Source organism: Pseudomonadota bacterium, assembly GCA_008501635.1.
Classification (GTDB): Bacteria; Pseudomonadota; Gammaproteobacteria; order QQUJ01; family QQUJ01; genus QQUJ01.
Window position 1 is genome coordinate 58,977 of record QQUJ01000023.1, and the last position, 17,034, is coordinate 76,010.

16 protein-coding genes are annotated in these 17,034 nt (G+C 61.1%); 8 read left to right on the forward strand and 8 right to left on the reverse strand.

The window, feature by feature from the left end:
- The first annotated feature begins 68 nt into the window (after positions 1-68).
- Positions 69-953, forward strand: coding sequence for a DMT family transporter (locus DWQ09_14780; GenBank protein ID KAA3626848.1), 885 nt, complete (start codon positions 69-71; stop codon positions 951-953).
- Here DWQ09_14780 and DWQ09_14785 read toward each other — a convergent pair.
- The 3 genes from DWQ09_14785 to DWQ09_14795 all read right to left on the reverse strand — a co-directional run bounded on the left by DWQ09_14785 (position 896) and on the right by DWQ09_14795 (position 4,594).
- Complete coding sequence (locus tag DWQ09_14785; GenBank protein KAA3626849.1) at positions 896-3,367, reverse strand: thioredoxin domain-containing protein; 2,472 nt, start codon at positions 3,365-3,367, stop codon at positions 896-898. The two genes, DWQ09_14780 and DWQ09_14785, sit on opposite strands and share 58 nt — an antisense overlap.
- Positions 3,368-3,453: 86 nt before the next feature.
- On the reverse strand, positions 3,454-3,828 hold the full coding sequence (trxA, locus tag DWQ09_14790; protein KAA3626850.1) for a thioredoxin: 375 nt from the start codon (positions 3,826-3,828) through the stop codon (positions 3,454-3,456).
- A gap of 178 nt (positions 3,829-4,006) precedes the next feature.
- Positions 4,007-4,594 carry an exonuclease gene (locus tag DWQ09_14795; protein KAA3626851.1) on the reverse strand — a complete coding sequence of 196 codons (588 nt, stop codon included), beginning with the start codon at positions 4,592-4,594 and terminating at the stop codon, positions 4,007-4,009.
- Here DWQ09_14795 and DWQ09_14800 point away from each other — a divergent pair.
- From DWQ09_14800 to DWQ09_14810, 3 genes are all read left to right on the forward strand, one after another.
- Positions 4,593-6,161: a DUF945 domain-containing protein gene (locus tag DWQ09_14800; protein ID KAA3626852.1), complete on the forward strand. Its 1,569-nt coding sequence runs from the start codon at positions 4,593-4,595 to the stop codon at positions 6,159-6,161. The two genes, DWQ09_14795 and DWQ09_14800, sit on opposite strands and share 2 nt — an antisense overlap.
- A gap of 160 nt (positions 6,162-6,321) precedes the next feature.
- Positions 6,322-7,062: a hypothetical protein gene (locus DWQ09_14805; GenBank protein KAA3626853.1), complete on the forward strand. Its 741-nt coding sequence runs from the start codon at positions 6,322-6,324 to the stop codon at positions 7,060-7,062.
- A gap of 33 nt (positions 7,063-7,095) precedes the next feature.
- Positions 7,096-7,791, forward strand: a complete 696-nt coding sequence (locus DWQ09_14810; protein ID KAA3626854.1) for an HAD family hydrolase — start codon at positions 7,096-7,098, stop codon at positions 7,789-7,791.
- A 177-nt stretch (positions 7,792-7,968) separates the two neighbouring features.
- Here the strand turns inward: DWQ09_14810 and DWQ09_14815 are convergent, their stop codons facing one another.
- From DWQ09_14815 to DWQ09_14830, 4 genes are all read right to left on the reverse strand, one after another.
- On the reverse strand, positions 7,969-9,000 hold the full coding sequence (locus DWQ09_14815; GenBank protein KAA3626855.1) for a GGDEF domain-containing protein: 1,032 nt from the start codon (positions 8,998-9,000) through the stop codon (positions 7,969-7,971).
- A gap of 235 nt (positions 9,001-9,235) precedes the next feature.
- Positions 9,236-10,096, reverse strand: coding sequence for a hypothetical protein (locus DWQ09_14820; protein ID KAA3626856.1), 861 nt, complete (start codon positions 10,094-10,096; stop codon positions 9,236-9,238).
- 393 nt (positions 10,097-10,489) lie between these two features.
- Positions 10,490-10,858 (reverse strand): hypothetical protein, encoded by a 369-nt coding sequence (locus tag DWQ09_14825; GenBank protein KAA3626857.1) that lies wholly within the window; start codon positions 10,856-10,858, stop codon positions 10,490-10,492.
- A gap of 134 nt (positions 10,859-10,992) precedes the next feature.
- The gene (locus tag DWQ09_14830; protein KAA3626858.1) at positions 10,993-11,274 is read right to left on the reverse strand and encodes a hypothetical protein; all 282 of its coding nucleotides are present in this window, start codon (positions 11,272-11,274) and stop codon (positions 10,993-10,995) included.
- A 593-nt stretch (positions 11,275-11,867) separates the two neighbouring features.
- On the opposite strand from DWQ09_14830, the gene DWQ09_14835 reads away from it, so the two are divergent.
- The 3 genes from DWQ09_14835 (at position 11,868) to DWQ09_14845 (ending at position 15,650) form a co-directional block, all read left to right on the forward strand.
- A complete protein-coding gene (locus tag DWQ09_14835) occupies positions 11,868-14,045 on the forward strand; it encodes a tRNA(Met) cytidine acetyltransferase (GenBank protein ID KAA3626859.1) in 2,178 nt (725 codons plus the stop codon).
- Positions 14,046-14,203: 158 nt separating this feature from the next.
- A complete protein-coding gene (locus DWQ09_14840) occupies positions 14,204-15,064 on the forward strand; it encodes a hypothetical protein (GenBank protein ID KAA3626860.1) in 861 nt (286 codons plus the stop codon).
- A gap of 19 nt (positions 15,065-15,083) precedes the next feature.
- Entirely contained in the window at positions 15,084-15,650 is a 567-nt protein-coding gene (locus DWQ09_14845) for a hypothetical protein (protein ID KAA3626861.1), read from the forward strand.
- 89 nt (positions 15,651-15,739) lie between these two features.
- Here the strand turns inward: DWQ09_14845 and DWQ09_14850 are convergent, their stop codons facing one another.
- Entirely contained in the window at positions 15,740-16,462 is a 723-nt protein-coding gene (locus DWQ09_14850; protein ID KAA3626862.1) for a divalent cation transporter, read from the reverse strand.
- Between the two features lie 220 nt (positions 16,463-16,682).
- Between DWQ09_14850 and DWQ09_14855 the strand changes: the two genes are divergently transcribed.
- Positions 16,683-17,006, forward strand: coding sequence for a PepSY domain-containing protein (locus DWQ09_14855; GenBank protein KAA3626863.1), 324 nt, complete (start codon positions 16,683-16,685; stop codon positions 17,004-17,006).
- Positions 17,007-17,034: the final 28 nt, after the last annotated feature.

Sequence of the window (17,034 nt, forward strand, 5' to 3'; positions counted from 1 at the left end):
GCACCACCCGGCAGCGGCAGCGCAAACCCTCTTCGCAAGCCGTGGGCAGGTCCGCACTTTTTCTCCCGATGCTCGCCCTGGGTATCGCGGTAATCATCTGGGGCACTTCGTTCGCCGCCACCAAAGCGGCGCTGGCCGCCTTCGCCCCTATCACGCTGATCTGGCTGCGCATGGCGATCGCCAGCGTCATCGTGATCGCTCTGTGGCGCTACATCCCCAAGCCGCAATACCACCGTGGTGACTGGCGTTGGCTGGCACTGATGGTGCTGTGCGAACCGTGCCTCTACTTCCTGCTGGAAGGTTATGCGTTGCGCTACACCAGCGCCGGACAGGCTGGCGTGATCTCGGCGCTGGTGCCGCTGATGGTGGCGGCTGGTGCCTGGCTGTTTCTCAAGGAGCGCATCACGGTGCGCATCATCGGGGGACTGGCCATTTCCCTGGCCGGCGTGGTCGTGCTTTCGCTGCTCGGCGTCAGCGACGCCCACGCCCCCGATCCCCTGCTGGGCAACCTCCTCGAACTGGCCGCGATGATCTGCGCCGCGGGCTACATCCTCACCCTCAAACATCTCACGTCGCGCTACCATCCGTGGCTGCTCACCAGCCTGCAGGCGTTGGCCGGCGCCCTTTTCTTTCTGCCCGGGCTCGCGCTGGATCAGCCTGTGAACTGGACCGAGGTGCCAGGCGGGACCTGGCTGACGGTGTTCTACCTCGGTACCTTTGTCACCTTGGGTGCTTTCGGACTCTACAACTACGGCGTCAGCCAGGTGCCTGCCTCGCGCGCCGCCCTCTTCATCAATCTCATCCCGGTGGTTGCCGTGATATCGGGCTGGATGGCGTTCAACGAACAGTTGACGCTGTGGCAGCTCGCCGCTGCGGCAGGGATACTCCTCGGCGTCTATCTGGGCGAGAGCCGTTCGCGGTCCCCAAGGCCCACCGTAGGGGCCGCCGAGTAGGCCGCGGCCGCGCCCGAGGGATAGAGCAGCAACCGTTCGGGTTGCAGGCAGAGCCGATCGTTGCAGGCCTGGATGCGCAGGTGCAGGGGAACCAGCGCCGGGACTGCCGGAGAGGGGTCACCGACCCGCTCCACCTGCGCACGGATCAGAACCTCCTCCTCATAAAGGGCCAGCGGTTCGGACTGGAATCCCAACGATCGCTCCACCGCGCCCGGGTAGTCAATCGCCACCATGCGCCAGCCGGGGCGCGTTCCACCCAGTTGCACCTCGGTTGCCATCAATTCCGCCTGCAGCGGCTGATGGGCATTGACGTGCCACCCGGGTTGCAGACGCAGGCGAATCACCAGTTCCGCGCTATCGCCGTGCCACGCGATGATTTCCGCCGTCGCCTCCAGGTTGCCCTGCGCCGCATAGGCCCGGGCATTGACCTCGCCGTATTGGCCTTCGTTGACCGCCAACAGCGTGGCGGCGAACCGATCGGGTGCGGCAGCGATGCCCGGCGACAGGCTGGCCAGAGTCGCCTCGGCACGTTCGCGGAAGCGGTACTCCCCGCTGCGTCGATAGAGACGCTGCAGCAGGTCAAACGCCGCCGCATTGCCCGATGCAAGCGTTTCGTCATGGACACTTTTGACTCGCATCGGTACCCATTTGGCGGATTCAACACTCACCGAGTAAAATCCGCCATCCTTAGGGTCCCAGAACTGCTCGATCATCACCTCCGCGAGCGCGCGGCTGCGACTCAACCAGCGCAACTCCTGCGTCGCATCGTAGAGCGCCACCAGCGCCTGACCGAAATAGGCGTAATCCTCTAGTTGGGCCGCAACCGATGTCCGCCCTCCCCGCGAGACGCGCCACAAGCTGCCATCCTCTGCCCGGTGGATGCGCCACAGGTAGTCGGCGGCACGCTCCGCCGCCAGGCGATAGCGGTTATCGCCCGCGAGCACAGCGGCCTCCGCCAGCGTGGCGATCATCAGTCCGTTCCAGCCCAGCAGCACCTTGTCATCGCGCGCCGGCGGAATACGGCGCTGCTCGCGCTCCTGGCGTAACCGCTCCCGGATGCCGTTTAGGCGGGTGATGACCGCCTGCTCCGTCGCGCCCGTTCGGGCAGCGATCGCCGCGGGGGTTTCGGTCAGCCGCAGAACATTGGCGCCCGCGAAAGCACCGACTGCCGTGACACCCAACAGGTCGGCAGCCCAATCAGCGTCAATTCCCGGGAGGGCGCTGCGGAGCTGATCGAGTGTCCAGAGGTAATAGATCCCCTCCTCACCCGCACTGTCGGCATCGATGGCTGCATGGAACGCTCCCTCGGGGGTACGGAAATCACACAGCGTCGCATCCAGGGTCCGCAGTGCCGTATCGCGGTAGAGCAGACTGCCGTTGCGCGCCCAGGCCCGTAGATAAACCCGCGACAGACCGGCCTGGTTGTAGAGCATCTTCTCGAAATGCGGGGTGTCCCATCCGGGATCGATGGCGTAACGGTGGAACCCTCCCCCCGCCTGATCGTGGATTCCGCCCAGGGCCATGGCCGTGAGCGTGGTGTCGAGCGGTTCAACCAGTGCAATCCCGCCCTCGAGGACCACGCGTGCCTGCAGAAACAGCAGCCAGGGTTCGCGGGGAAACTTGGCGGTTTCGCCGAACCCGCCCTGCAGATCGTCGAGGCGGGCGCGCAGATTCCGCTCCGCAGCCAGGAGCACGGCCTCGTCCACCGCCTGAGTCCCGCCCCGCAGCTCCGTCGCCTCACGGAGCTTCGCTTGAGCCGCCTGCGCCTGTTTGCGCAGCGCGGACCGCTGATCGCGCCATTGTTGGGCTACGTGATCGATGAATTCAGTGAAGGGCTCGTTGGGGAGGTAGGTAGTACTCACTATCGGGTGACCCTCGGCCGTCAGGACAAGGGTCAGCGGCCAACCGCTCTGTCCCTGCAGCAGCCGTGCCGCCAGGGCGTACAAGCGGTCGACTTCCGGGTGCTGCTCGCGATCCAGCTTGATGGCGACGAAGTGCCGGTTGATCGACGCTGCGGTGCGCGGATCGTCGAAGCTTTCGCGCGCCATCACATGGCACCAGTGGCAACTCGAATAGCCGATCGAAAGCAGGATGGGTTTGCCGGAGCGCCGCGCTTCGGCGAACGCCGCCTCGCCCCACGGGTACCACTCCACCGGATTGTGGGCATGCTGCAGCAGGTAGAGGGCATCCTCCAGGATCAGGCGATTGGTAAAACGGGGACGACCGTCGGGCAGCAGATGCCTGGTGCGCGGTCGATAACTGCTTCCCGTCTGCGCCAACACCCGTTGCAGCTGCAATGGCGAGGGTGGCGAGCGGGATTCGTCACTCGCCGCATTCGCCGCACGCGTATCGGGCAATACGGTCACTCCCACGCTCAGCGCTATGAGGCAGATCGATACGAGGCGCACGTTCACCTCCTCGTGGAGCCGCGATCAGATCCTCATAGTAAAACACCCCCGCGGTGCGGGAGATGTCCGCAAGTGAACCACAGAAGTCTGGATCAAGCGTTACTCGCGGCCTGCTGGCTGACAATCTCCTTGCGCACCTCGTCCATGTCCAGCTCCCTGGCCTTCTGAATGATCTCCTCCAGGGCCGACTCCGGCAGCACGCCCGCCTGCTGAAACAGGATGACCTTCTCGCGGAACAGCATCAGCGTCGGAATGGAGCGAATGGCGAAATGCCCGGCCAGTTCCTGCTCCTCCTCGGTATTCACCTTGGTGAAGACCACATCGGGGAAACGCTCCGAAACGGCCTCGTAGACGGGCGCAAACATCTGGCACGGACCGCACCACGAAGCCCAGAAATCCACCAGGACGATGTCGTTGCCCTGCACGGTCTCCTCAAAATTGGCGCCGGTCAGCTCAATGACAGCCATATCGCCACTCCTTTCAATTAAGTAATTTAGCAATTACTAATATAGTAGTGGCTACCACCAGCGACTTCAAGCCGTGTCAGTGAACTATTGTGTAGCCCTCAGTCGCTGCAATTTCGCTCCGGATCCGTCTCTGGCGGGCCACCCTCCCGGTCCCGCGCCTCCCGAGCTTCCCTCTCGATCACTCGCTCTGTCCTGCCGTGTTCTCCTTGAGCATATTGATGAACAGCAGCCCCTGCTCACGCGCATCGTCCAACGCCACATGCGAGTGCCCCTGCTCGGGGAACCAGCGCTGCGGCAGGTAGTTCTTGCCACATTTCATGAACTCGCGTTGCCGCATGCCCATGGCGTATGAGCGGATATCGATCCCATGCTCGGAGAAAGGGCGCTTGCCGGTGAAGCGGACGAGGTACCAGTAGATCCACATGAAGTCCCAGGTGGCCGGCCAGGCCGTGAAGATGGGCAGTCCGGGGAGCTTTTCCACCCAGCGCACGAACTCCGCCATGACGGTTTTCGGCTCGCGCGGATTCACCTGACACGCCTCCCACGCAGTGGGAAACTGACTCCACCACTCCATGGTTTTGGGATGAGGGGACGCCTCGGGCAAGGGGATGAGGTTGGCGCTGTACTCGGCCACTGTCTCCCCGTTCGGCGCGAGAGCGACCGCGCCAATGCTCAACATCGAGTGCGGGCCGGGAATCGGGCCATCGGCCTCGATATCGACGCTGACATAGATTTCGTTCTTGGACCTGGTCTTGGAAGTCGGCATGAAGAATCTGCTGCGGGCGAGGGAATCGCCCTATTATGCCTGCAATACGATCAAGGGTTTGGCCGTTGCAATTCGTGGCTTCACTTCGCCTTGTCCGGAGCCACACCTGATAAACTCCCCTGCAAGGCGACCCAAAGGATTTCACATGAAAAGATTGCTCATCATCCTGATCGTTGTCCTGATCGTGGTTTTTGGGCTTGCACCGCGTCTGGTGGGCGGCAGGGCGCAAGGCCAGTACGAGCAGATGATCGAGCAGTTACGCTCCGGCGGCGCGCAGGTAACCAGTGTGAAATACAATCGTGGCTGGTTCGGCGCCCAGGCCAATACCGAGTTGGTTTTCCCATTGCCACCGGCCGCAAAAGAGATCCCGGAGCTGCCGCAAGAGTTACGTTTCTCGCTGGCCAGCACGCTGCGCCACGGCCCGCTGACCTCGCTGGGAGGATTCGGGCTGGCCGAAATCGATACCCAGATCCTGCTCAACGGCAAACAGCTCTTCCCGGCCGACTACCCCGCGCAGTTGCGCACCCTCGTGGCGCTGAATGGGGGAACGCGTACCCTGCTCGAGCTCCCCGCAGTGAATATCCCGGCCGCCGGCAATCGACCCGCAATCGATTTCCGCGGCCTCTCGGGCATCCTCAACGCCGATGCAGCATTCAATCGGATTGACACCCGGCTGGAGTCGCCCGGTGCGGATATTGCCGGGGGCAAGATTCAACGACTTGTCATCGGCGATATCACCATCGACTCCAGGACAGCCCGCAGTATCGCAGGCCTGATGCTGGGTGATGTCAAGATCGCCTTGAGCCACCTGAGCCTCACCGCTGCCGATGCAGGCGATACGTTGCAGATGAAGCAGCTGTTTATTGAGGGGCTCAGCAACGCCGAGGGCGAGATGGTGAGTGGTTCGGCCCGTTACCACATCGGCTCGCTGAAAATCGGCGGGAAAGAATTCACGGGAGCCGAACTGAAGGTCACAGCAGGCAATCTCTCCGCGCCGGTGTTGGCCGGGATTCAAACCGCACTGAATGATATCCAGTCCCAGCGTATCGAACCCGATATGCAGGGTACGGCCATCATGAATACGCTCGTGACACAACTCCCGCTGTTGCTTCCGCACGATCCCACCCTCGCCATCGATAACCTGCAGATCGATACACCCGATGGACGTATTGAAGGTCGCCTCAAGGTCCAGGCGCTGGGCATGCGGTTGCAGGACCTGCAGGGCGGTATGGGTTTCATCAACAAGCTACAGGCCGATGCCGAGATCAAGGTGCCCGAAACCGTATTTCGCCACTTGAGCAGGCTGCAAACCGAGAAAGAGATCAACCGCGAAATAGAGATGCGCCGTGAACTGGGCGAAGAGGTGGTAGTACCGTCACCGGCCGAGTTGAAACAATTGATCGACGAAATCACCGAACAGCAGATTGCCAACCTTCTGGAACAGCGGTTGATAGTGCGCGAAGAGCAGCAACTGGTATCGACAGCCACCTTCCGCAACGGCAGGCTGACGGTCAACGGCACACTTGTGCCGTTGCCCTTCCTGCCGCCTCCCGTTGCCAAAAAATAGGATCCCGGTCGGTACGACTTCAAACCAGTGAGGACATACGCGCCTGCGCAGTGACGGCAGGCCCAGCGCACCCCTGGGGCTCAACACAGCACGCGCGGGATTTTGAGATAGGTTCTAGAATTCGGGTGACATCCTTAATGATCGAAAGAGGTCAAACGTGATGAGTTGGATCAAGGACCTGCTTCTCCCGTCGGGTTTGATCATGCTGCTCCTGCTGCTTTCCAGCGTCTTACTGTTCCTACCGCGGTGGCGACGGATCGCTTACCTGGCGATTGCATCGGCGACGTCTTTTTATCTGGTCTTCAGTTCCGGTTGGACATCCTCGTTGCTGTTGTCGCCCCTGGAATACCGTTATGAATCGTTGCAACAACCGGGGAACTATCCAGACGTCGAGAACATCGTCGTCCTCACGGCGTATGTCGCGGATGATCCGCTGATGCCCTTAAGCTCCAGGTTCAACAGCAACTCGCTCTTCCGCATCGTGGAAGCACACAATATCTACAAGGCCTGCGAACGCTGCAGGATCATTGTCTCCGGTACCGCTCGTTACGTTGAGCTGATGCATGAACAACTTCTGGCGCTTGGCATACCGGGCACCGATCTGCTCACCGACCCGATTGACGGACACACAGTGGATAGCGCAGAAAGCCTGGCCTGGAAACTAGAGTCAAAACAGTTCTTCCTGGTCACTTCCGCCGGCCACATGGTGCGTTCCATGGGGGTTTTCAGGAAACAGGGCTTTCGGCCGGTGCCGGCCCCGACCGATTACCTGATGCCGAAGGACTTCACCCGGGCCTCGATCATGCCCACTGCGCAGCACCTGATGTTTACCGATCTCGCCGTCAACGAGTACCTGGGAATACTCTGGTACCGGATGACAGGAAAAATAGAGAGCCTGTAGAAAAGTAAATTCCCGCCAATCAAAGGATCCCGGATGCAGCAAACCCCACTAAACCAGCCACCCCGGCCCGAAGCAGCAAACCTCCGCCGTCGGAACTGGAGCAATGCGCAAGCGATTCTGCTGGATCTCGATCGTACCCTGATCGACATAGAGAGCGAGGTGGACTACTGCGCAGCATTGGCACGTCTGCAGCGTGCCGGATTCGGGTTACGCGATGATCTCGGCGCAGCCACTTCGTGGGGCGACTGCACGCGACGCGTGATCGATCTGCTCATCGGGCAGCCGGACCGGGAAACGTGGCAGCGCGCCGACGCGATCGTCGTGCCCTGCGAATTGGAGGGCGCAGAGCGCGCGCGTGCGATGCCCGGGCTCGAAACGTTGTTACGCGCCCTTACCGGGCGCCCGGTGGGCATCGTCACGCTGGCATCGGCAGCCGCGACACAACGGGTGATCGAACGCTACGGACTGATTGTCGACGCTGTGGTGGCGCGCAGCTTTGAAGTGCCCGCCAAACCGCATCCCGATCAATTGCTGGTCGCCCTCGGCACGCTCGGAGTGGAACCGGCACACGCCGTCATGGTCGGCGACAGCGAGCGCGACGAAATGGCGGCGCAGGCGGCAGGGTTGGCGTTTATCGGGGTGACCAACGGGCGCAATGATCACCGTTTTGACACCGCAGCGGCATTGGCGATGGATCTGAACGAAGTCGCCGCACTGCTAAGCGAGTAAACCGCAGTTATTGGAGCCGTGCTCAGCGGCAGACCCGGTTACCGATCAACGAGTCCGTAGTTCAAAGGGTAGTGTCCGGAATTTTCCGCACTTTTATGGGCGGGTGGCATCCGGTTGCTTGGAAATCTGTTCCTCAAGTCATCTACTTGATGGGGAAGCTTACGATGCCCCCCACTTTTACATTTTCTTTTTCTCAGGGAAAACCTGGTCTGTGTCGGACCGTTCTGATTGCCCGGCAATTCTGCCAGCCATCACACGGTTTTTTCCGGCATGTTTCGCCTCGTAGAGTGCCCTGTCGGCGCTATCCAGCAGAATGTGGGCGGACATTCGGTCGTTCGGCACGGCGCAGGCGGTGCCGAGACTGACGGTAATCTCCCGCGGGAGCGGATCGGAAATTCGCGTGTTGATCGATGCAACACTCAGGCGAATGTTTTCCGATATCTTCAGTGCATTGTCGAGATCGGCTTCGGGCAGCAATACAGCGAACTCCTCGCCGCCGATGCGGGCAACGAGATCGCTGCGCCGGTGCAGACATGCCTGGATAGCAGTCGCGACCTCTTTCAGGCAGCGATCACCTTGTATGTGCCCGTGTTGATCATTGAACTTCTTGAAGTCGTCGATATCGATGATCGTTACGGCAAGCGCGAATTTCAGCCGTTGACCGCGATCCCACTCCCGCACAAGTATGCTGTCGAAGTAGCGGCGATTCGCCAAACCGGTCAGATGATCGTAGTTGGCCTGCTTTTCCAACTCGCCGCGCAGCTCGCGATTGTTCTTATCGTAGATGCGACCGATCCAGAAACAGTACGCCGAACCACAAAGTATGACGAGTGCCAGTACGATCTCCCTGTTACCACCACTCAGGTCGGTGGGGGGAATAAAGCCCCAGCGATTCGCCAGATAGAGCAGCGGCAAAATCGTGCATACCCCCAGCATGCTCGCCCACGCACCTTTTCCTTCGTTGGCGTATGACGCCATCACAACAATGACCGGCAGCAAGGCGACGGCGGGCGCAGACAACCCCCCCGCATAGTAGGCCGCAACAGCCACGAGCATGAATGCCCCACCAATGCCCACGATCAGGCCGAAGGTCAGGGATTGCGTCTTGTTGATCGACCACGGCACCAGGGCCAGCAAGACCATGTAGGAGACAAACACCGCGACGACCGGGAGGGCGTACGGATTGCCCGTAATCAGGCGCGTCGCCATCAGCAAGCTGCCTGCCACGATTACGGAGAGGGCAAGCCTTTTTACAAAAACAAGTTTATGTCGATTATTTTGCACGATGTCGGTCGATGTTCTTTTTTTCGATCGCCATAAGCGATTCTTGACTCTGAATCCACGGCTTTCCAATCACTTTATCACGCTGCACATCCCTACAGCGCATGGCATTACCAAAATAGCCATGGCATATCGTAGGGAGAATGGATCGCGCAGCTTCCCCTCACTCATTCATAATAAACGCGGATTCCTCATAGAACCGAATCCGCCCGCGCACCTCCAGATCATCCACATAGTCGCGCAGATGTTTCTCTTTCGCCGCATCGCTGTCGAGCGCTGTCAGAAACGCGAGATCGATGTTCAGACCCAGAGCGCGCCCGGGGATGTTGTGACGTGAAATGCCCGTGGGGATCATCACCCCGGCATCCACCAGCTGCAGCAGCTCCACCTTGGTCAACTTCGGGTACAACACCAGTTGATGCTCCATGGTCTTGAACACATCCGGCAGGTTCGAGTAGTCGGCGAGCTTGATGCGTTCCAGGCGGGTCTTGCCCTCGTAGGCGGCGACCACCTGTTCCAGGATCCGCATCCAGCCGATGAGATCGGCGGGGCCGGACTCATGCTCTGACGACAGACCCCAGCAGGTGGTGGTTTCATCGACCAGCACTGCGTACAAGCGGCGCAGTTCGAGTTGGGGGGTCAGCTCCTCGCAGTCGATCCTGCGCAGCGTAACGCCCGGGATGGCTTCGTACCTGGCGCGCAGATCCAGAGAACGACCCTCCTGCAACAGGTGATGCCAGCCCTTCAGTGTGACGTGCGGGTCGCCGTAGTCGACCACCTGCACCGGGACGTGCGAATAGCCGAGTGCGCGGAAAGCGCTGACGCGGTTGGCGCCATCGAGCAGCACGTACTCGCCGGGGCGCAGCGTGGCGACGATGGGGGGGTTGCGCAGAAATCGGTCTTCGCGCAGACGCTCGACCAACCGCAGGGTGCGGTTGTGCTCCGGGTTCTCGTGGAAACGGATACTGCCGCTGGGAGCCAATACCAGGTGGGGGATGTGCTCGAAAGCTTTCACGATGCGCAATCCTCTCCCTGGTATGAAACGTCGACTTCGCGGCGGCCGTCTATTTGGAGTTATCCAAGGCAGCGCTCGGGGGAGCCGTTGCCATTGGGGATACGCAGAGCATAGGAGCCCTGCCCGCCGATGTAAACGACCCCTGAGACACCGCACGGCTACGCGTTTCCCGCCGGATTCGGGCATTCGGGGTGCTCAAACCCATCTCAAGATTGTTGTTTTGGATCAAGCGCCTCAATTCACAGGTCCCGCAACGTCGATCGTGATACCGGGCTTGACCCGCCATTCAAAGCCTTCCCGGATTCCGATCACCGCTGCGCTTCATCCGGAATGACGACACTACCGGGACAGGTCCAGCCGACCATCGCCGTCGGGCGTCAGCGAGCGGCGGATCAATCGCAGTCAGGCATCTTTTTTGGTGTTTTCGCCAAACAGGGAATTGAGCGCGGCGAAAGGATCTTCCTTGGGCTTAGTCTGTGCCTCATCCGCCTCCTCCTCCTTCGGTTCCGGGCGGCCGAACAGATCATCGAGCCGGCTTCTGGCCTCCGCCGCCTCGCGCTGCTCGCGCCCGATGAAGGCATCGGGATCGGGTTTGAAGTACTGACAGAAGTTGGCGAGTTCGCGATCACGCGGCGGTTCCGCCAGCTCGTGATCGCACTGGCTGATGTAGCGCGGCGCGTAGTGGCGGCACAGGCGGCACACATGCAGGTCGGTGCCGCACTGCTTGCACTGCTCAAGGCGCGGAAAGGTGCGCGGCAGATCCTTGCGCAATGGATGTCCACACCTCCAGCACACCAGCTTGGCTGACATAACACCCTCCGATGAGCGCGAACCGGTTTCCAACTATGCGTTGGCGGGCCAGCGGATGCAACGGTCGGACACCCGATGGCACAGGTCGGTGATACTCAACTCTTGCCGGAAATGTTGATGATGTGCTCGGGTCGGCCTCCTGCAGCGAGCGCACCATCAGCGGCAGGCTCGGGCACCGCCGCTTCCACTTCGACCGGCGGCACCCAGATACCACCGCTCTTCAACATGTCATCGGTGCGCCCGGCATAAAGGAAATGGCCGGCATCGCCTTGAAAGAATTTGTCCCCCGTATACAGCCCGGAGCCGAGCATGGTCTCTTCGGTCTTCTCGTGCTTGTTCCAGTAACAAGCCGCGGCGCTGTCGCCCGGGATCAGCAGGGTGCCGGCCCCACCGGGGGAACATCGTTGAACTGTTCATCGACGATGCGCGCCTGATAACCGGGGACCAGCAATCCGGTGCGACCGGGACGCGCTTCGCCCGGCAGCTTGGAGATGAAGCAGTGCGACATTTTGGTCGCGGTGTTGAGCACCGTCTTCCCGTTTACCCAGTCAAACGGCGCGCCAACTCTGATAGTTATGTCTGCGGCGGCGCCAAGACTCTGGAACAAAAGGGATAATTGTTGGCCTCGGCCCACCATGAAATGCAGCATTCAGACGGGCTGCGCTGCCAGTCGTGCAAAAATCGGAGCATCGGTGTAAACGACCTTTGCACGCGAATCCGCCGCCACCCCCGCGAAGTCAGAGCTCCAGGAAGTTCAGCTTCGGTTCTCCCGCCAAGACGCAGGGAGCGCCAAGAACGGCCTGTTTCTGTTGAGCCTCGGAAGATTGCGATCTCAGCAGCAGGGCGGGTCGTGATCGTTATCTCGGGTCCTCCTGGCGCCTTGGCGAGAATCCACGCCTTCAACCCCGTAGGGACACACCCACGAGCACGTTACAATCCACCCCTGCCGGATCAACCGCGAATCGATAGGATGTTTGATTCAAATCTCACGCAGCTTCGCCACAAGGCCCGGGATCTGCATCAGCGCCGCCTGATCGTCGTATCGGGAAGCGTCGCCTGGTGCCGCGAACGCGCTGTCGAGATTTTCGCGACCAGCACCGGTGAGACGTTGTGGATCGGCGACGAGGCACGGCACGGCATCGCAACACTCGGTGCCGCGCGCAGCCGCAAGGTGTTGGGCCGCGAAGTGGATACCCTGGTCTTCGACGCCCACTGCGGTTTCGATCCCGATGCCTTCGGCGCCACGCTGGGCGCGGTACGCGGTGGCGGGTTGGCGGTACTGCTCACCCCGCCGGTGGTAACGTGGCCCACCTTCAACGATCCGCAGAACCGACGCATCACGGTGGCGGGTTACGATCCGGCAACTTTGAGCGCGCGCTACATCACTCGCCTGCTGCGCGTGCTGCGCGCGGACCCACACCTCTGGTGGCTGCAAGAGGGAGAGCCGATACCACCGCTTCCATCCGGTGCCTTGGAAACCCTTCCGCAGCCTGCCGAGCATGTCGCTCACGCACCCTGCCGCACCACAGATCAAGCCCGCGCTGTCGAGGCCATCCTGCACACCGCCACCGGACACCGCCATCGCCCCGCCGTTCTGATCGCCGATCGCGGGCGCGGCAAATCGGCTGCTCTGGGTATCGCCGCCGCGCACCTTTTGCACGAACGCGACTGCTACATCGTCGTTACCGCTCCGCGCCGTGATGCCGTCGAACCGGTGTTCGCGCTCGCTCGATCGCTCGCTGCGAGTGAAACGCCCCACGGCGGCGGCCTGCTGGAGTTCGTGCCTCCGGATGAGCTGGTGCGCCATCCGCCCGCCGCCGATCTGGTGATGGTCGACGAAGCAGCGGGCATCCCCGCGCCTTTGCTGGCACAGATGCTGGTGCACTTTCCGCGCATCGTCTTCGCCACAACCGTACACGGCTACGAAGGAACCGGGCGCGGTTTTGCGCTGCGCTTTCAGCGCCTGCTCGACCGCGAAACGCCTGGATGGCGCGCACTGCAACTGAAAACGCCGATCCGCTGGTCGCCCAACGATCCCGTCGAAGCGCTGGCGTTTCGCGCCCTGCTGATGGATGCCAGGGCGGCCCCGGAAGAGGCGATCGCCGACGCTGATCCGGATGGCTGTCCCATCGACTTTATCGATCGCGACCAATTGATCAGCGATGAACCGTTGCTGTGTGAACTCTTCGGCCTGCTGGTCAACGCCCACTACCGCACCACGCCGCTGGATCTGCGTCATCTGCTCGACGGTCCCAACCTCGACATCGCGGTGCAGCGGCACCAGGGTCATGTCGTCGCGACGGCGTTGATGGCGCGTGAGGGCGGCTTCGATGCGGCAACGGCGCGCGCCATCTGGTCCGGCCGCCGCCGTCCGCAGGGACATCTGCTCGCGCAATCGCTGGCGGCGTATCTTGGCATCGAAGAGGGACCGCAATTGATCGGTGCGCGCATTCTGCGCATCGCCGTGCATCCCGCAGTACAACGGCGCGGTTTCGGCACAGCGTTGATCGCGCACCTCACGGCCACCAGCCAGGCGCAGGGACTGGACTATCTCGGATCGAGTTTCGGCGCCACAGCGGAACTGATGCGTTTCTGGGCCGCCTGCGGTTGCCGCCCGATCCGCATCGGTCACCGTCGTGAGGCCTCCAGTGGCCAGCACTCCGTGCTGGTTTTTCATCCGCTATCGCAACGTGGGCAACGCATCGACGCGCAAGCACGCGAACGCTATCGGCGCAACCTGCAGGTCGGACTCAACAGCAGTTTTGCCGACCTTGAACCGGAGTTGCTCACGTTGTTGCTTGAGGAGACTGTCCCGACTTCAGGCGACACGCTCGATACGCACGACTGGCACGATCTCGTCGCCTTCGCCTTCGCGCTGCGCGGTTACGAATCCGCGCAAGCGGCAATCGAGCGCTTCACCCCATTCGCGTTGACACAGGCCAGCGCCGATGGGCAGATTGCGGACGACGTCCGCGCACTGCTCATCTTCAAGATCATCCAGCGTCACGACTGGCCCGAAACCGCGGCGCAATTCGGCTTCGCTGGACGCCGTGAATGCGTGGAACGACTGCGCGCAGCACTACGGCCGTTGCTGCTGCGACATGGGGATGATTCGGTACGAGATCTGATCGAACAGCTGTCCAATTAGCTCAGCACCGATCCGAGTATGGCGAATCACTGCGCCGGTAGGGCACGTGGGCCCCGACAACACCCTCATCATCACCCTACCCGCGATCGCCTATACTTTGAACCGTACCGCGCGCAGCCACGACTGAGTGTCTGGACACGAGTGCAAAGGAGAACAGGGTGGCGCAACGATGGACCCGCAAGCAGATATTGGGTGCCTGGCTCGCCGTCGTGTCATCACCCGCGCTGGCGGCACCCGCTGACTTCGGCGCCAAACCCATCGCGCCACCCGCGAAATCTGCTCCCACCATCGCCCGCTATACCTACACCGCGCAGATACGCACCGCGGTACGCCCATCAAATCCGGTCGTTGCCGGCGGTATCTCCTGGCAATGCACTGGATCGTGGTGCACCGCCAGCGGACCCTGGCTCGTGCCCTCCGTGGAGAGTTGTCGCGCCCTGGCCGAAATCGTCGGCGCTATCACCGCCTATGGACGACCCGGAAGAACACTGAGCGCGGCAGATCTGGCACGATGCAATGCTACTCAAGCGAAATTCAATTCGGGCAGTCAGCATAGCGAGATCAACCAGAAAACCCGGAAACGTATTCCCGCCAAGACACCTGAATGGAGCAGCTTTCAACCCAGCGATCCCGGCACTCCCCTCCTCAAACACAATGAAATGGCGGAACATGGCCATCGCGGAGCAGCACAATCGAAACTCCCGCCCATTACCGGTGCGCGGTTGCCGAAGCCCGCAGTAAAGCCTGCGCGCCCCCCTGCGCCAGCTACAAGTTCAGCGCGCTTCGAACTCAACTTTCTCGCCACCCCGAGGGCGGGCGCAACACCAGCTGCGCCTGGCGCCCCGGCAGGCTCGGCGAGTGGCGGGCCGCGCGCGCAACGGTTCGAGCATAACTTCATCGCGACGCCCAGGGCGGGTGTGGTTCCGGCGGCCCCGACAAGACCCGAAGAGACCACCGGCGCCGATCTGCGCACAACTCGGTTCGAACTCAATTTCATTGCGCAACCCAGAACGCGCTAAGCACCCGGGAGGATCCCTTATGAAACCGTTATCGAAGCATTGGCCACTGTATCTGCTGCTCGCAACATTGCCCGGTGGGACAACAAGTTACGCGCAATTCCCGCAGCCGGGAATCGGACATCAATCCTATGGCGGTCCGCGCGAGACAATCACCATCAGCGGGCGCGTCGTCACCGATGACGGAACTCCCGTTTCCGGTATCGAGCTCGGGGTGCCGATCAGTGGTGGTCTACTGGGCTTGCCTGTCAGGCGGCCATTCCGTGGCATGAGTTCCATGTGTTTCGATAACTTCCGCGGTAGCTTTACCACCGACGAGATGGGGCGCTACAGCTTCACCGTCGATTATCTGCCCGAAGCGCCCAGCGGTCTGGGGGGTGACGAACGTTGCCACCAGCAGCGCAGCCGTATGACTCAAAACAATATCAACGTCATTCCGTCGCCGTTCGGCCCGATCAACTCAAACTACACCCTGCGTGTGGCGACCGGTCCATTGCCCACGCGCCCGCTACCGACACCAACGCTCCTACAAAATCCGAATCCCGCGCGCCGGACCCCGGGGGGCTTCGCGCCGAGTCTATCGCGCTAACTCTGAAGTTCCAGTGCGAGGAACGATGCGCATTCAATCAGCGCATCGAGCAGTCGCCCGTTAGCCCCCCTGGCTGATCAAAGGAGCTTTCAGGTGCCGCTGATAATCAGTTTCCCGAGCAACCCCACGGCAAACCCCGACACTGCACCCAGCGGAGGAAACCAATGACGTCGCAAGTGCGACTGCGGCGCTATGTCCTGGAAAATCAGATACAGGATACCGCCGGACGCAACCAGCATCAGTGCACCGAGGAAATGGGTGTGTACGGAAATAAATGCCCACCCGAGAAGACCCATGACAGGCCCGATCGGGACGAGAAGGCACATTAGAACAAGTACTCGACGGGATCTTGCACCTTTCACCGACATCAATTCCCGATACGAATTAAAACCCTCGGGCAGGTTTTGCAGTCCGATGAAAATCGCCAACAAAGGGGCGGCACCCGACCCCACGGCAAACACCCCTCCCAGCGCTATCGACTCCGGTACATAGTCAAGCAGCGTGGCACTGAACTGTGGGGAGTCGCGTCGGCGAAGTCCTAACGCGCGCTCCATCAGGAAAAACAGAACACCGCCCAACAGAAAGTAGAGCACGCAAAAGTATGGCTGCTGCACATAGTCCACACCCTCGGGCAGCAACACCAATGCCACCGCGGCCAGCAGAATACCGCCGCCAAATGCAATGACAAAATGCCTGAACTCCTTCTCCAGCCATTGGGGACGGATGCGTTCGATCTTTGCAATGAAACCCCCCAATGGGATACAAGCACCAGCCGCCGCCGTGTAAGCCACTATCTCAACGATTTCCTCCATAACCTGCCCCAAGCGGGTTCGTCTCCTTGTCGGTTTTCAATCAATGGGTGCTCTTGGTTTCAGGACAACACCCGTTTTCGCCTGAAGGTCTGCAAACGGCTGTTTCCATACTGCCATCACCTGGATGTTTTTTCAGGATGAATTCAGCTGGCTGTTTCATACTGCGCTCACGGTCGTTACCCAGATCACCATTTAACACTGCCCAACTGGAGATTTAATCATGAAAACATCACATGCCATTTTGGCCATCGCCCTGACCAGCGCCACCATTGGTGGTAGCGCGTTTGCCGTATCGGCAAACGATACCGCCAACAGGTCCAGCACAACTCCCGCGAACTGGCTGGAAATACCCGCCATCTACGCCAAGGTAAAAGCCGCCGGCTTCAACGATATTTATGAAATCGAGCGTGAGCACAATGGCTATGAAGTAAAGGCCATCGGCCCCAATGGCGAGCGCGTCAAGCTGCTGGTCGACCCGGTGACCGGAGAGGTGCTTCAGTCCCGTTTCAAGCAGGACAAATATCGCGGATACCGCAGCGATTAATCGACCATGAGACGCCCCTGTCACCCCG

Excerpts from the sequence above, each read along its gene's own strand:
- DWQ09_14835 (KAA3626859.1), top strand. The coding sequence starts at position 11,868 with ATGTTTGATTCAAATCTCACGCAGCTTCGCCACAAGGCCCGGGATCTG.
- trxA (KAA3626850.1), bottom strand. The coding sequence starts at position 3,828 with ATGGCTGTCATTGAGCTGACCGGCGCCAATTTTGAGGAGACCGTGCAG.
- DWQ09_14845 (KAA3626861.1), top strand. The coding sequence starts at position 15,084 with ATGAAACCGTTATCGAAGCATTGGCCACTGTATCTGCTGCTCGCAACA.
- DWQ09_14855 (KAA3626863.1), top strand. The coding sequence starts at position 16,683 with ATGAAAACATCACATGCCATTTTGGCCATCGCCCTGACCAGCGCCACC.
- DWQ09_14780 (KAA3626848.1), top strand. The coding sequence starts at position 69 with ATGCTCGCCCTGGGTATCGCGGTAATCATCTGGGGCACTTCGTTCGCC.
- DWQ09_14800 (KAA3626852.1), top strand. The coding sequence starts at position 4,593 with ATGAAGAATCTGCTGCGGGCGAGGGAATCGCCCTATTATGCCTGCAAT.
- DWQ09_14810 (KAA3626854.1), top strand. The coding sequence starts at position 7,096 with ATGCAGCAAACCCCACTAAACCAGCCACCCCGGCCCGAAGCAGCAAAC.
- DWQ09_14850 (KAA3626862.1), bottom strand. The coding sequence starts at position 16,462 with ATGGAGGAAATCGTTGAGATAGTGGCTTACACGGCGGCGGCTGGTGCT.
- DWQ09_14795 (KAA3626851.1), bottom strand. The coding sequence starts at position 4,594 with ATGCCGACTTCCAAGACCAGGTCCAAGAACGAAATCTATGTCAGCGTC.
- DWQ09_14805 (KAA3626853.1), top strand. The coding sequence starts at position 6,322 with ATGAGTTGGATCAAGGACCTGCTTCTCCCGTCGGGTTTGATCATGCTG.
- DWQ09_14815 (KAA3626855.1), bottom strand. The coding sequence starts at position 9,000 with ATGGCGACGCGCCTGATTACGGGCAATCCGTACGCCCTCCCGGTCGTC.